Genomic DNA, 14614 nt, shown 5'->3' with positions numbered 1-14614 from the left:
CTGACCCCGGGCGGAGGGGTATCGTCGCGGCGCATGAAGAAGGCCGTCGACTCCTCCCTGGAGCTCTCGGTCCCCGAGATGAGGGCGCTCCTCGAAGCGGTGGGCGAGAGGGTGATCGCGCACGTGGCTTCGCTCCCGTCACAGCCGGCGGCCGACGTGGAGGGGGCCGCGGAGCTGGCCCGGGAGCTCTCTGAGCCGGAGGCTCCGGAGGCGGGGGCGCCGGCAGGGGAGCTCCTCGACCTTCTCTTCGACCGCGCGATCCCGAAGAGCTTCAACACGGCGGGGCCCGGATATCTCGCCTACATCCCCGGAGGGGGCGTCTTCGCCTCCGCCGTGGCCGACCTGATCTCCGACGCCACGAATCGCTACGTCGGCGTCTGGCAGGCGGCTCCGGCTCTCGTCCAGCTCGAGACGAACGTCGTCCGCTGGCTCTGCGGGATCGTCGGGCTCCCGGAGGGGAGCGGCGGCTACCTCGCGACGGGCGGCTCACTCGCGTCGTTCACGGCCGTCGTCGCGGCGCGGCGGGAGATGCTTCCCGCCGACTTCCTGAAGGGGACGCTCTACGTCTCCGACCAGACCCACCACGCGATCTCGAAGGCCGCTTCGCTCGCGGGGTTCCCGGCGGAGAACGTCCGGTCGATTCCGTCCGACGACCGGTTCCGGGTGCGCCTCGACCTCCTCGCCGGGCGGATAGAGGCCGACCGGGCCGCCGGCTTCACTCCGTTCTTCGTCTGCGGGAACGCCGGGACGACGAACACCGGCGCGGTCGACGACCTGGGGGCGATCGCTCGGCTCTGCGCACGGGAGCGGCTCTGGTTCCACGTCGACGGGGCCTACGGCGGCTTCTTCCTGCTGACCGAAAGGGGCCGGGCCGTGCTGGCCGGGATCGAGAAGGCCGACTCCGTCGTTCTCGACCCGCACAAGGGCCTCTTCCTTCCCTACGGCACCGGCGCGCTCCTCGTCCGCGACGCCGCGGTCCTCCGCCGCGCCCACGCCGCGGGGGCCGACTACCTTCCGCACATGCAGGAGGACCCGGGCTTCGTCGACACCTGCGAGATCTCGCCGGAGCTCTCGCGGGCCTTCCGGGGCCTGCGCGTCTGGCTGCCGATCAAGCTCCACGGCCTCGGCGCGTTTCGGGCGAGCCTCGACGAGAAGCTCGACCTCGCGCTCCACGCCGCGCGGGAGCTCGCGGCGATGCCGGGGGTCGAGATCGTCGCCGGGCCGCAGCTGTCGATCGTGGCGTTCCGGCTCGTGAAGCCGGGCCTCGACAGGGAGGCGCTGACCGCCTGAACCGCGACCTGATCGCGAGGGTGAACGCGCGGCAGCGAGTCCACATCTCGGGGACGGTCCTCGGCGGCTCCTTCGCCCTGAGGATCTGCGTCCTGTCGTTCCGGACGCACCTCGAAAGGCTCGACGAAGGGCTCGAGGACATCCGCGCGGCGATCGCCGAGACGTGACGGCGGCGCGTTCACCCAGAATAGAAAATCAAGACCTGACCCCAAGCTCGGCGCCCAGCGCCTTCCGATGAGCTGCCCGTGCGCGGTCTCCACGTCGAGACGGACGCGCTGGCCGGGGCGGAGGGCGGGGAGGGACGCACCGGACCGCGAGCGGAAGCCGAGGCCCCGGCCTCCGGTGATCTCGATCAGGCGGCCTTCCCGGACGACGGTCCCGTCGACGGACCAGACGTGCCGCACTCCCTCCCGGAGGCCGGCAGGGGCACGGATCGCGGCGACGGCCATCAGGCGCACGGGAACGCCGGCCGGGAGGAAGGCGAGCGGCGTGGCGACGTCGCGACCGTTCTCCGCGAGCCGGGTGCCGAAGTGGACCGTGGCGAGCTTCAGCGGGGCGGGCGGTACGGCCGGGCGACCCAGCGTGACGAGGGCGAGGAAGAGGAGGCCCACGCCCGCGGTGCGGAGGGCCGTGCGGAAAGGGTGCCCCTTCTCGTGCTGCGCGGCGAAAGAGACGAACACCGCCGTCGCGAGGAGCCCGCTTGCCGCGAGGTTCCAGACGCCGCCGACCTGCCAGGCCATCGGGAGCGTGATGTTCACGCAGGCGAAGGCGATGAACGCGAGGAACACCCCGAAGAGGGGCCGGTGCCGCGCGACGACCTCGTCGTAGACGACGTCGATCGTCGCCGCGAGGGCGGCAATGGCGAGGCACACCATGAAGAGGATCTGCCGGGAGGGGTACGTCGCGCTGCCGTGGTAGAGCGGTATCAGGAAGAAGGCGAGCGCCTGCAGCAGGTACTTCTGACCCCAGAGGACGAGCTTGCGGGCTGCCCCTTCCCTTCCTTCCGGAATCCACGGGCTGGCCAGGACCGCGGGCAGGACGAGGCTCGACAGCCAGACGACGCCCACCGAGACGAGGCCGAATCGGAGGAGCTGCGGTCGCGCGGCCCCGACGGCGAGGAACGCGATACCCCAGCCGAGCGCCCAGAGGCTGTGGAGAGTCCAGAAGACGCCCTGGTGGCGCGAGGCGAACCGCGCCAGCCCTCCGAGGCGGTCCAGCAACGTCTTCTTCACGAACAGGATACCTACGCTCCGCGGCTCCCGCGCAGCTTCTCGAGCGCGACGAGCCGCTCGATGGTGTCGAGCTCGAGGTCGTCCTTGCCGAGCTCCCGCAGGCGCGCCCACTCCCGCCGCAGCTCCCGCGCGAGAGCCTCGGGGAGCGACCGGAGCCAGCCCTCGATCCGCAGGTCGACGAACTCCCTCTTCTCTTCGATCGTCAGCTCGCGGGCGAGGAGGAGGCGGGTCGCATCCTCGGCGTCGACGAGCCCCTGCAGCACCGTCCAGCGGTCGCCGGGGGGCTCGGCGCAGAGCGCCGCGAACGAGCCGCTCGAGGTCTCGCGGATCAGCTCCTCCTCGCGCGTCGTCCGGCTCTCGTGCTCCTTCGTCTCGTCCCAGCTCTCCGAGTCCTCGGCGAGCCAGCGGAGGTACTCCATGGCGAAGAGGCACGTCGGCAGGACGAGGTCCTCGCGCGTCCGCGCGTCGACCCAGAGAGCTGCCGAGGCCCGCAGGCAGCGGCGGGCCGTGGTTTCGGCCAGCTTCTTCCCGAAGACGAGGGCCGCCGACTCTCTTACGAAGCAGGGGAGCTCGGTGGCGACGATCTCGCGGTAGCCCGGGACGTGCCTCTCGAGGAGGACCGCCGCGCGCCGGTCGAGCGCGACGAGGTCGCTCGTGACGGCCGGAAGGCCGAGCGTCGTGCAGCCGAGGTTGTAGACGATGGCGCGCGGGAGGGTGACGCCCTCGGGCCAGGCGTCGCGCAGGTCGCGGTTGTCGGGGAGGGACGTTCCGCCGCCCCACTCCTCGGGGTAGGTCGGGATCGACCGGCCGTAGTTCACCGAGCCGGTCGCGCGGATCCGCACGCGCGTCTGCGGGACGAGCCCGCCGAAGGGGGAGAGGAGCGGTGCGATACGCAGGAGCGTCTCGGTGTGCGCCTTCACCCCCGCTTCCAGCAGCCGCATCAGCGCGTCGTGGTCGGCGGACGACACGACGGGTGCGAAGGGCCCGGAGGCGACGGCGGCGCGGAACGCCGCGGCGAGGCGCGCGGCCTCGGCGGGGGCGTCGGCACGGATTCCCTGCATCGTGACGCCGTCGGCGCGCGAGAACTGGCGGACGACGCCGGGGTGATCCGGGTCGAACCCGCCCCGGAACCCGGCGCGCCCGGCCCCGATCAGGAAGGTGACGCGCGGCGCCGGCTCCCCGGCCTTCTTCGCGAGGGCGGCGAGGCGGCGCTCGGCCTCTTCCCGCCCGGCGAGGGCGAGCGTGCAGGCCGCGTCCGTCGCGATCTTGCCGCTCTGCTCGGCCGTGTCCGACATCGCCACGAAGACGCGGACGACGGCCTCCTCGCGGTCGAAGCGGGTCCGGAAGACGCCGGCCGTCGGGATGCCGGGGAGGCCGCGCCCCCGCTCGAGCGCGAGATAGAACGCCTCGAGGAACTCGGGGAGGTGCGCGAGGGCGCCGACGTTCTCGCAGAGAGGAACGAGCCGGACCCGGGAGATCTTCTCGACGAGCGCGGCCCGGAGCGCCTCGGGGACCTTCTTCCCGAGGAAGACGTCGGCGTGCCCGTCCGCCGCCTCGAAGAGCCCGGCGATCGCCGCCCGGTAGAGCGTCCCGATCTTGATGACGGCCCCGATCTCGGCGATCGAGTTCACCTGGGGAACGGTGATCTCGGGAAGCGCGTTCTGGACGGGGGTGACCCCGAGCTTCTCGCAGGCGAGGTGGAACAGGACGTTCGCGCGGGCGACCGAGCCGAGGATCCGGACGATCTTCTCCTCGTCCTGCTCGATGAAGGGGTTCGGGACGCGGAAGAGGAGGTGGCGGTCCTCGCCCGGAACGATCCCGTGGCGCAGGAGCGCGAGGACGACCCTCTCGGGCAGGTCGAGCCATTCGGGGCTGATCTGGCGCCCCTCGAAGTCGAGGAGGACCTCGCTGCACGGTCCGAGGAGGTCGGTGATCGTCTCCTCGTATTCCGGCTTCGCCTCCACGAGGGGGTTCCACTCGAGGTGCTTCAGCGCGAGCTTCGCCCGGCCGGGCGCTCCGGCCGGGGCCGCGTGGAGCGCCCTCTCGAGCTGCTCGGCGCGATGGGTCGTCGCGTCGGGGTGCTTCGTCCCGGTCAGGCGGAGCGTCTCGTGGCGCGGGTTCTCGAGGAACGTCTTCCGTGCCGCGGCGAACGCCTTCGGGTCGAGGCCGTCGAGGGCGTCGTAGCCGTCGGCGGTACAGACGCTTTCCCAGATCGCGTCGAGGGACGTACGGGCGGCCGCGCCGGACGGCGCGGGAGCGCTCGATCCGAGGCGTCCCTGCTTCGTGATCCGCGCGCGGACGCGGTCGATGAAGACCGAGAGCTCCTTCACGTCCTTCGAGCCGTACGAGAGCCGCTGCCACGTCCCGTAGCGGGCCGCGTCGGAGCCGGCGAAGGCGATGAACGGGATTCCGCCGACGCCGCCGGAGAGGAGGAGCTCGAAGGCGTCGACCGAGTCCTTCACGACGGCCCTCTCGTGGATGCCGCCGCGGAGCCGGTCGAACGGCTCGCCGACGAGGCCCGGGAAGGCGAGGGGGGCGTAGAACGTGCCTCCGAAGTCGGTCCGCTCGACGCCGAGCGGGGCCAGCTCGTCGGCGGCCTTCGCCATGAAGTCGCGGCGCTCGCGCATGTAGGGGGACGGTCGCCGGAGGACGGCCAGAGGGCTCTGCAGGGCGGCGAGTGCCCAGTCCTGGGCGAGCGTCGAGGGCGTGGCGACGAGCCAGGCCGAGAGGTTCGCGAGGATCTCGCGGGCCCTCACGCCGCCCGCGCGGATCTGGTCCGAGATGACCATCCAGCAGGCGCGGGTCCCCGTCGAGGCACCGAACATGTCCATCTTCGAGAGACCCGACAGCGACACGACCCAGTCGCGCCACTCGGGCTCGGCGAAGGCGGGGTTCACGAACCAGCCGACGTAGTCGAGCCGCTGGTAGACGGAGTCGTAGAGGACGTAGCAGCGGTGCTTCACCGCGACCCGCACGAGGTCCTCCACGAGGGCGCGCGGGTAGACGCGACCGGTCGGGTTGTGCGGGTTGTTCAGGATGACGGAGGAGATGCCCCCCTTCGAGAGGAGGCGGTCGAGGTCCTCCGGGTCGGGGAGGAATTCGGGCGCGGAGGTCGGGAGCTCCACCAGCTTCTTGCCGGCGCGTTCGACGTACCAGTCGTACTCCCAGCTCGGCCGCGGAACGACGACGCCCGAGCCGTCGGCCCCGAGGACCTCGAGGACCATCGCGAGGCCGGAGCGGGTGCCGGGCGTGAAGAGGACCTCGTCCGGGAGGAAGCGCACCTGCGATGCGGGGTAGTCGAGGAGGCCGTCGCGATTGAAGAAGTCGGCGACCTCGCTCCGCACGTCCATCCGGCCGACGGCGGGTCCGTAGCTGTGGACCGTGTTCCGCGTGATCCGCTGGGCGGCCCTCACGACCTCGGGGTGGGGCGCGAAGTCGGCGTTCTTGTAGTCGCCCTGGGTCAGGTCGAGGGCGCCCTCCTGCTGGACGCGCCGCGCGAAGAGGCGGACGAACGGCTCGGGCGTCGAGAGGGCGCGCCGGGAGAGGCCGCCCACGGACGGACCGGGAGAAGCGGGCTTCGTCGTCGGCCCGTTCTTCTTCACGGCACGGTCCTCCCCCCCCCCCCCCCCCCCCCCCCCCCCCCCCCCCCCCCCCCCCGCCCCCGCCCCCGCCAAAGCCCCCCCCCCCCCCCCACCCCCCCCCCCCCCCCCCCGCCGGGGGGCCCCCCCCCCCCCCCTCCCCCGGCCCCCCCCCCCCCGCCCCCCCCCCCCCCCCCCCCCCCCCCCCCCCCCCGGCCGGCCGGGATCAGAAGTGCGGGGCGGCGGCCGCGACCGCGGCGCCCGGGGTGATGGAAACACCGAGGGCGGCGAGGCTTCCCTCGATCGCCCCGAGGACCGCGACCACTTCGGCGGCGCTGATGTTTCCCATGTGACCGAGGCGGAAGGCCTTGCCGGCGATCGGGCCGAGACCGCCGGCGAGGACGGCGCCCCTGCCGGCGACCTCCTTGCGGAACGCGGCGTCGGCGACCCCCTCGGGGAGCAGGACCACCGAGAGCGTGTCGGCACGGCAGCCGGCGTCGGTGAAGAGCTTCAGGCCGAGCGCCTCGAGTCCGGCCCGGAAGGCGCGGGCGTTCCGCGCGTGACGCGCGAAGCGGGTGGGAAGACCCTCCGCGTGGACCATTCGGAGCGCCTCGGCGAGCGCGACGATCTCGTTCACGCACGGCGTCGAGTAGTACTTTCCGGGGTCCAGCATGACGGGCAGCCAGCGCATCACGTCGGCGTAGTAGGCGGGGACGGAGGTGCGCGCCTTCCGGTGCGCCATGGCCTTCTCGGAGAAGAGGCAGAGGGCGACACCCGGAGGGGCGCCGATCGCCTTCTGAGGTCCGGTGAGGAGGACGTCCAGCTTCCAGGCGTCGAACTTCTCCTCGACCCCGCCCGTCGCGCAGACGCCGTCGAGGATGACGAGCTCCGGCCGTCCCTTCAGGACCTCGAGGTAGGCCTCGACGGGGGCGAGCGTCCCGGTGGACGTGTCGACGTGGGTGATCGTCACGGCGGCGTAGGAGCCGGCCGCGAGGCGCGCGGCGACCGCTTCCGCCGGAACGGCCTTTCCCCACTCCGACTTCAGCAGGTCGGCCTCGATCCCGAAGGAGGCCGCCAGGTCGCCGAAGCGGTCGCCGAAGTAGCCGTGGGAGATGACGAGGACCCTCTCGCCGGGCGCCACGAGGTTGACGAGGGCGATCTCCATCGCGAGCGTGCCGCCGCCCGCGACGATGAACGGCTGGGCGGTCTCGCTCTGGCAGAGCGCGCGGAAGCCGGCGAGGGCCCCGCGGAACTCCTCGACGAAGGAGGGTGCCACGTGGGAGGTGGTCGGCTGGGCCAGCGCATGGAGGATGCGGGTGTGGACCGGTGACGGTCCCGGGATCATCGTGAGCGTTTCGTTGATCAAGGCGGCTCCCTTCTCGCTCCGCCCGGCGCTGCGGAGGACGTCTGCGCCGGCGCGGGGCTCGTCAGATCCAGTTGATGTCGGTCCCCGGGGGGAGGTGGGGGGTGAAGATGGAAAGGTACTGGAGGTTCTCCTCGAGAGCCCTCGTGTCGTGGATGATCCCGCGCGGGCAGACGTGAAGCGAGCCCCTCGTCACGGGGATCCAGACGCCGTTGACGAGGATCTCGCCGCGCCCTCCCGTGACGACGACGATCTCGTCGGTCACCGAGTGGAAGTGGCGACCGATCGTCGTCCCTTTCACCGCGGTCCTCACCATCAGCTGCGTGCGCGGGCAGTCGTAGGCGACGTCGCTGTCGACGCCGCTCGCCGGCAGGGCGCGGTGGGCGTAGTAGTCGGCGAGGTCGAGAAGGACCGCGACGTCGGGCTTCGAGTCGACCAGGCCCTTGGGAATCGTCAGCTCCTGTGTCATTCAAGCCTCCATTGCTCGGCGTGTTCGTCGGGGTGCGGCCGTCATCCCGCCGGGACGACGGTCGGAAGGATGCCGGGCAGGACGAAGGCCTGCAGCAGCACGACGAGGATGACGATCCCGAGAAGGACCAGGGAGTAGCGAATCGTCTTGCGGAAGATGTCCGTCTCGCTTCCCACGAGACCCGTGGCAGCGCACGCCACGGCGATGGACTGGGGCGAGATCAGCTTGCCCATGACCCCGCCGAAGAGGTTTGCCGAAGTCGTCAGGATGGGGTTCATGCCGAGGTGTTCCGCCGTCACCTGCTGCAGCTTCCCGAAGAGGGCCGCCGAGGACGTGACCGACCCGGTCAGGAAGACGCCGAGCCAGCCGATGACCGGGGAGAAGATCGGGAACGCCTTGCCCGTATAGGTGGCGAAGGCCAGACCGAGCGTGAACGACATCCCCGAGTAGTTCGCGAGGAACCCGAGACCGATGACCGAGGCGAGCGTGACGAGCGAGAAGGCGAGCTGCTTCAGCGTCGCGCGAAACACCCGGAGGCCCGTGGACGGAGCGACCCGGAGGATCGCCATCGCGATGAGGGCGGAGAGGAGCATCGCCGTGCCGGGAGCCGTGAAGAACTCCCACTTGTAGCTCGCCGCGTAGGCCGCGGGCTCCACCACGATCGGGGCGGCCTTCCAGACGACACCGTCCAGGCCGGGCCAGTGCGGTACGGCGACGAGCCACTTCAGGTCCTTGAGGATCAGGTTCTTGAAGGCGGGCGTTCCCCAGATTCCCATGACGGCCATCAGGATCAGGAACGGCGACCACGCCTTGAAGACCTCGCCGAAGGAGTACCGCTTCTCGCCGCTGGTCGCCGCGACGTCGGGGTCGTGGTCGAAGCGCCAGATGGTCTTCGGCTTCCAGAACGACAGGAAGACGACGAGCGTCACGAGGGAGACGAAGGAGGCCGCGATGGCGGGGAGCTCCGGTCCGAAGTACGTGGAAAAGACGTACGACGTCGCCGCGTAGCTGATCCCGGCGACGAGGCAGGCGGGCAGTACTTCCTTTGCCTTCTTGAAGCCCGCCATCACGACGATCGTGAAGAAGGGGATCAGGATCGCCAGGAAGGCCATGTCGTAGCCGATCGCGCGGGCCATCGTCTTCAGGTCGATCCCGGTGACGGTGGACATCATCGTCGTCGGGACGCCGACCGGGCCGAACGGGACCGGGGGAGTGTTCGCGACGAGGCAGATGACGGCGGCGGGGATCGCCGGGAAGCCGAGCCCGATGAGCATCGCCGCGGCGACGGCCACGGGGGCCCCCTGCCCGGCGACGCCCTCCATGAAGGCGGAGAACGAGAACGCGATGAGGAGCGCCTGGAGGCGCCGGTCGCCGGAGAGGTAGGAGATGGACGTCTTGATGACCTGGAACTGGCCGGATTCGACCGTCAGGTTGAAGAGGAAGACGGCCGTCAGGATGATCCAGCCGATCGGGAAGAGGCCGGTCACCATGCCGAGCGCCGAAGCGGAGAGGGCCGCGCTCACCGGCATCCCGTAGACGAGGACCGTGATCGCGATCGTGAGGAGCAGCGTCGCGACCCCGGCGACGTGTCCCTTCATCCGCTTCACGGCGAGGGCCCAGAAAAGGAAGGCGATGGGGATGGCGACGACGAGCGCGGTCAGGAGGAGGCTCCCGGCGAGCGCGGAGTAGTTCTGATGCCACTGCATGAACGCTTTCCTCTCGATTGGTTATTTGAGACGCGATCCCTGAATCGGGCCGGGAGGGAAAGTGAGATCGGGTTCGGGTGGGGGTGGTGGGTGGCGATGCCGTCGTCGGGAGTCGAGACGTCGGCCGGCTGACCGCTGCTGTCTGGACTGGTCACCCTCCTCGCAAGGGCGGACTCGGTAGGCCATGGTACCTAGGGTTGCCATTCCCTTGGGCCGAGTCTAGCGCGATATCACACTTAGGGAATACTCAATTCGACATTAAGGGTGAGAGTCGGTCGATTGGAGCGTCGGTCTCGGAGATCCGGAATCCGGACCTCAGCGGCCTTTCGGGGTGGGCTGCTACGCTCCGCCCCGCTATGTTCGTCGGCCACTTCGGAGTCGGATTCGCGGCGAAGGCGGTTGCGCCCCGTGCGTCGCTGGGGACGCTCTTTCTCGCGTCGCAGTTCGTCGATCTCCTTTGGCCCACGCTGCTGCTGCTCGGTCTCGAGCGGGTCGAGATCCGGCCCGGGATCACCCGCGTCACGCCGCTCGACTTCGTCTCCTACCCCATCTCACACGGTCTCCTGTCCGTCGCGCTGTGGGGGTTTCTCTTCGCGATGGTCCATTGGCTGGCGCGGCGCACCGCCGCCGGAGCGGCCACGATGTTCGCGGCCGTCGTGAGCCACTGGCTCCTCGACCTGCTGACCCACCGTCCCGACCTGCCGCTCTCGCCCTGGAGCGCGACGAAAGTGGGTCTCGGCCTCTGGGACTCGCTGCCCGCCACGCTCGTCGTCGAGCTCGCCATCTTCGGCGGCGGGCTCGCCCTCTATCTCCGCAAGACGAGGGCCGTCGACCGGACCGGCGTCATCGCCCTCTGGAGCCTCGTCGGGTTCCTTCTCGTGATCTACGCGGCAAACCTCTTCGGGTCGACGCCGCCAGGGGTGGAGGCGATCGCGTGGGCCGGCCACGCACAGTGGCTCCTCGTCGCCTGGGCGTACTGGGTCGACCGTCACCGGGCCCTCACCGCCGCGACGACGGCGACCACCGCGACCGCCGTGCCCGCGTGATCCCGGGAGCCCGGTCCTGAGCTTCACCCCTCTCCTCGGCCCTGCCGCCTGCCTCGGGTCGGCTGCGCTCTGGGCTCTTTCCGCGAACGTCTACTCCCGCGCGGCGCGCGTCTCGAGCCCGATGGCCGTCAACTTCATGCGGGCGAGCCTCTCGTTTCCGTTCTTCCTCGTGGCCGCGCTCGCGATGGGCCCGGAAGGGGGGCTGGCTCAGGTGACGGCGGGCCGGGCGGGGTGGCTCGTTCTCAGCGTCGTCGGGAGCTACGTGGTCGGCGACGCGCTCTTCCTGGCGAGCACCCAGCTCCTGGGCGTGCCGGCAGCGCTCGCGATCGCGTCGACCTACCCGCTCTGGTCGGCCGTCGCGGGCTGGGCGTTCCTGGGGCAGAGCGTCGGCCCGGCGGGCCTCCTGGGCGTCGTCCTCGTCGTCGCGGGTGTCGTCACCGTCGTGAGGCGCCGCGGCGTGGAGCCGACGAACGGGGAGCGGCCGGGAGGCGGATTCCGGGCGCACTCCGGGCACACCACCGGCGTCCTCCTGGCGGCCGCGACCTCTCTCTTCTGGGCCCTCAACACGTTCGCCATCGCCCGTGGCGGCGCGGACCTGCCGGTCGCGGGAGTGAACACGTTCCGGATGGGCTTTGCCATCGCCCTCATGCCGCTCGCCCGGCTCTTCCTGAGGGGTCGCGGAACGCCCCTCCTCGTCCCGGCCGCCGAGATGCGACGCTCCTGGCCCTTCTTTCTCCTGGAGAGCGTGGGGGGGACGGCGCTCTTCGTCGTCGGCCTGACCCACTCGCCCCTCGCCGTCGCCGCGGCCCTCACGTCGCTCGCCCCCGTTCTCTCCGTTCCGTTCGCCTTCCTCATCGGCCGGGAGCGGATCCCCGGGCGGGTGCTCGCGGGGATCGTCGTCGTGACGGCGGGGATCGTCCTCCTGGTCGGGTTCGGACGGGCCTGAACGGGCGGGGAGCCGGGGCGGCGTCCAGCGAGGTGGCCGCCCTCGACTCCTGTCCGGAAGAGCCTCAGCCCCCCCAGGGCATCTTGGGCATTTCGACCTTCTTGACCGGTCCCTTGATCGCCGACACGGCGCCCGACCCGGAGTCGAGGACGCGCATCTCCGTCGTCCCCATCGGCTTGCCCTTGTCGTTCGTCGTGACGGTCTTCTCGTAGAGGCGGCCGAAGGGGACCGACTCGCTCATGCAGAGCTCGGAGTCCGTCGTTCCCTTCATCCGGACGATGACGATCTTGACGTCGAACGATCCCTGTATCCGGTACTTCTCGCCGGTCTTCCCGTCGGCCGAGCAGGGGCCGAGCGCGGTGACGTTCGCGCCGTAGTCGACGTACGACGCGAAGGAGGCCCCCACCTGGCTCATCATGTCGGCCGGGTACTCCATCGCCTCCTTGCCGTCTTCCTGCATGATCATCGTCTGGACGTACTTCATGTAGTCGAGGGCGTTCTTCTCGACCTTGAAGTCCGTGTTCAGAAGGTACTTCAACGTGGTCGGCTTCCCCTTGGTCCCTTCCATCGGGACCGAGCGCATCTCGAACCAGGTGCTGTCGCCGTCACCACCGAGCCGGGACATCGTCACCTCGGTCTTCTGGACCTTGCCCTTCGGATCGGTCGACGTCTGCTCGTACTTCACCCAGCTTCCGGGCTTCGTGGAGCTGAAGAAGGCCTTCTGGAACGTCCCGAGGTCGGCCGCGGGGGCGGACGCGCCGACGGCGAGAAGGAGAACGGCCGGGAGGATGGAAATCCGTTTCATCGCAACTTCTCCTTGGGCGGGCGAAAGCCCGCCGCGATCGGCAACGATGCCACGGACCGGGTCGGCTCGCACACCCCTTCCACTCTCGGCCGCGGAGTGTCCCCGGCCCGCGGGCCGGTGCCGTCATCCGGATGGAGGCAGAGCCCCCCCCCCCCCCCCCCCCCCCCCCCCCCCCCCCCCCCCCCCCCCCCCCCGTCAATCCCGCCATCGACATGGAGGGGCTATCTGAAGGTCGCCAGGCAGGCCGCGATCTACCGCGAGACGCGGCGGCTGACGGAGGAGGACTTTCTCCGGGTGAGCCGTGAGGCGGGGACGGTCGTCCTCGATGCGCGAAGCCGCGAGAAGTTCGACGAGCTCCACGTGAAGGGTGCCCTCAACCTCAGCTTCCCCGACATCGCCGTCGAGAGCCTGCAGAAGGCGCTCCCCGACAAGGAGACCCTGATCCTCATCTACTGCAACAACAACTTCCGCGGCGCCGAGGGGCCGTTTCCCTCGAAGCTGCCGACGGCTTCGCTCAACCTCTCGACCTTCATCGCGCTCTACAACTACGGGTACCGGAACGTCTGGGAGCTCGGCCCGGTCATCGACGTGAAGAAGTCGAAGCTCCCGCTCGAACCGACGGCGAAGGCGAGGTAGCCACGCGGTCTGGTCCGTGGGCGGGGGCGAGGCTCCCCTTCGCGACGGCCCCGCCGACTATTTCCCCGTCGTCCGGCTCCGGCTGATCAGGACCCCGCCCACGCCGAGGAGAGTCAGGATGAAGGCCTGGACGAGCGTCTTGTACGAGACGTCCTCGCCGCCGAAGAGCGCCATCCAGAGGAAGAAGATGCCGACGACGACGAAGAGGCTGTAGAGGCCGATCATGATCGTCCGGGCCTTCGCGGTCGCCTCCGGCGTGTCGTGGGCGAACGCGCGGTTGTAGAAGAAGAGCCCGACGACGGCGAAGACGTCGAGGAGGACGAACAGGAGCCAGAAGTTCCGCGAGGCGACGATGCCTTCGGGTGTTCCGGCCAGCGGCTTGAGCCACGCGCCGTAGAGCGCGCCGCCGAGCGAGGAGCCGATGAGGCTTCCGAAGACGCCGTAGAGGAACGCGTAGCCCATGTAGACGGCCTTCTTGTCCTGCGGGGCGACGAGGCCGACGTAGCTGTAGTACTTCGGGTGGGCCGTCATCTCTCCGATCGAGAAGACGGCGATGCCGGCGATGAAGAGCCAGACGTTCTGGGCGAAGGCGAGGAAGAGGAATCCGAGGGCGCCGATGGCCACGCCGCCGAGCATCGTGGGCAGGGGCTTGAGGTTCTTCACGATCCGGCTGACGAAGACCTGGAGGAGGATGATCGTCCCCCCGTTGATCACCGTGACGAACTCGGCGTCGAACTTGAACGGCAGGCCGAGCGACGCGAAGACGGCGTTCATCGGGGCGGGGTCGATGAAGTCGCGGAGGAACCAGAGGACCGACCCGAAGTTCTGGAAGTAGAGGATCCAGAAGAGCGAGTAGACGACGATCATCAGCATGAAGCGGGCGTCGCCGAGGACCATCGCGGCGCTGTGGGCGACGTCGCGGATCGTCTTGCGGTTCTCCGGGAGCGGCGGGTCCTGGTAGGCGAAGATCGTCGGCAGGAACATCAGGGCGCAGTAGGCGGACGAGGCGAGGAAGACGTACCGCCAGGAGAAGCCCTTGAGGATCGAGACGACGAGCGGCGCCAGGAACGCGCCGATGTTGATCATCCAGTAGTAGATGCCGAAGCCGAACCCCGAGTTCGACTCGTTCGTCGAGCGGGCGATCGTCCCCGAGATGATCGGCTTGAAGAGGCCGCCTCCCGCCGCCATCAGGAGGAGCGCGGCGAAGACCGCGGCGTACGCCGACATGTAGCCGGCGGCGAAATAGCCCGTCGAGAGCATCGCGAAGGCGACGAGGAGCATCCGCCGGTAGCCGTAGCGGTCGGCGAGCGCCCCGCCGAGGATCGGAACGACGTAGTTGCAGGCGTAGATGAGGCTCTGCAGGAACCCGACCGAGCTCTCGCCGAAGCCGAGCCCCCCGTCCGCCGTATTCGCCGTCAGGTAGACGGCCAGGACCGAGTTGAGTCCGTAGTAGGCCGCCCGCTCGAAGAGCTCCATGACGTTGGCGACCCAGAAGACCTTGGGAAACGACCGGAGGAGGCCGGCCGGCTTGGCTTCGCTCATG

General features: G+C 70.1%; 10 protein-coding genes and 1 pseudogene. 5 read left to right on the top strand and 6 right to left on the bottom strand.

The genetic code is table 11. The annotated features are described in order from the left end of the window. Positions 1-78 precede the first annotated feature (78 nt). Both IPN03_20975 and IPN03_20970 read left to right on the top strand, forming a co-directional pair. Positions 79-1457: pseudogene (locus IPN03_20975) on the top strand (decarboxylase). Positions 1458-1779: 322 nt separating this feature from the next. After that, entirely contained in the window at positions 1780-2118 is a 339-nt protein-coding gene (locus IPN03_20970; protein ID MBK9376124.1) for a hypothetical protein, read from the top strand. A gap of 415 nt (positions 2119-2533) precedes the next feature. Here the strand turns inward: IPN03_20970 and IPN03_20965 are convergent, their stop codons facing one another. From IPN03_20965 to IPN03_20950, 4 genes are all read right to left on the bottom strand, one after another. After that, complete coding sequence (locus IPN03_20965; protein ID MBK9376123.1) at positions 2534-6124, bottom strand: phosphoenolpyruvate carboxylase; 3591 nt, start codon at positions 6122-6124, stop codon at positions 2534-2536. A gap of 202 nt (positions 6125-6326) precedes the next feature. After that, positions 6327-7466, bottom strand: a complete 1140-nt coding sequence (locus tag IPN03_20960; GenBank protein MBK9376122.1) for an alanine--glyoxylate aminotransferase family protein — start codon at positions 7464-7466, stop codon at positions 6327-6329. Between the two features lie 61 nt (positions 7467-7527). Further along, on the bottom strand, positions 7528-7932 hold the full coding sequence (locus IPN03_20955) for a cupin domain-containing protein (protein MBK9376121.1): 405 nt from the start codon (positions 7930-7932) through the stop codon (positions 7528-7530). A gap of 41 nt (positions 7933-7973) precedes the next feature. Next, a complete protein-coding gene (locus IPN03_20950; protein MBK9376120.1) occupies positions 7974-9638 on the bottom strand; it encodes a lactate permease LctP family transporter in 1665 nt (554 codons plus the stop codon). A gap of 356 nt (positions 9639-9994) precedes the next feature. Between IPN03_20950 and IPN03_20945 the strand changes: the two genes are divergently transcribed. Together IPN03_20945 and IPN03_20940 are read left to right on the top strand one after the other, a co-directional pair. Continuing rightward, complete coding sequence (locus tag IPN03_20945) at positions 9995-10684, top strand: hypothetical protein (GenBank protein MBK9376119.1); 690 nt, start codon at positions 9995-9997, stop codon at positions 10682-10684. 121 nt (positions 10685-10805) lie between these two features. After that, positions 10806-11630, top strand: a complete 825-nt coding sequence (locus IPN03_20940) for a DMT family transporter (GenBank protein MBK9376118.1) — start codon at positions 10806-10808, stop codon at positions 11628-11630. Between the two features lie 64 nt (positions 11631-11694). Here the strand turns inward: IPN03_20940 and IPN03_20935 are convergent, their stop codons facing one another. Beyond that, positions 11695-12435 (bottom strand): hypothetical protein, encoded by a 741-nt coding sequence (locus IPN03_20935; protein MBK9376117.1) that lies wholly within the window; start codon positions 12433-12435, stop codon positions 11695-11697. Positions 12436-12531: 96 nt separating this feature from the next. On the opposite strand from IPN03_20935, the gene IPN03_20930 reads away from it, so the two are divergent. Then, positions 12532-13071 carry a rhodanese-like domain-containing protein gene (locus tag IPN03_20930; GenBank protein MBK9376116.1) on the top strand — a complete coding sequence of 180 codons (540 nt, stop codon included), beginning with the start codon at positions 12532-12534 and terminating at the stop codon, positions 13069-13071. 57 nt (positions 13072-13128) lie between these two features. On the opposite strand, the gene IPN03_20925 is transcribed toward IPN03_20930, so the two are convergent. Then, positions 13129-14613 (bottom strand): MFS transporter, encoded by a 1485-nt coding sequence (locus IPN03_20925; protein ID MBK9376115.1) that lies wholly within the window; start codon positions 14611-14613, stop codon positions 13129-13131. Position 14614: the final 1 nt, after the last annotated feature.

This window comes from Holophagales bacterium, assembly GCA_016719485.1.
Classification (GTDB): Bacteria; Acidobacteriota; Thermoanaerobaculia; order UBA5066; family UBA5066; genus UBA5066.
This window is presented reverse-complemented; position numbering and strand designations above follow the sequence as displayed.

Excerpts from the sequence above, each read along its gene's own strand:
- IPN03_20955 (MBK9376121.1), bottom strand. The coding sequence starts at position 7,932 with ATGACACAGGAGCTGACGATTCCCAAGGGCCTGGTCGACTCGAAGCCC.
- IPN03_20950 (MBK9376120.1), bottom strand. The coding sequence starts at position 9,638 with ATGCAGTGGCATCAGAACTACTCCGCGCTCGCCGGGAGCCTCCTCCTG.
- IPN03_20945 (MBK9376119.1), top strand. The coding sequence starts at position 9,995 with ATGTTCGTCGGCCACTTCGGAGTCGGATTCGCGGCGAAGGCGGTTGCG.
- IPN03_20940 (MBK9376118.1), top strand. The coding sequence starts at position 10,806 with ATGGCCGTCAACTTCATGCGGGCGAGCCTCTCGTTTCCGTTCTTCCTC.
- IPN03_20935 (MBK9376117.1), bottom strand. The coding sequence starts at position 12,435 with ATGAAACGGATTTCCATCCTCCCGGCCGTTCTCCTTCTCGCCGTCGGC.
- IPN03_20925 (MBK9376115.1), bottom strand. The coding sequence starts at position 14,613 with ATGAGCGAAGCCAAGCCGGCCGGCCTCCTCCGGTCGTTTCCCAAGGTC.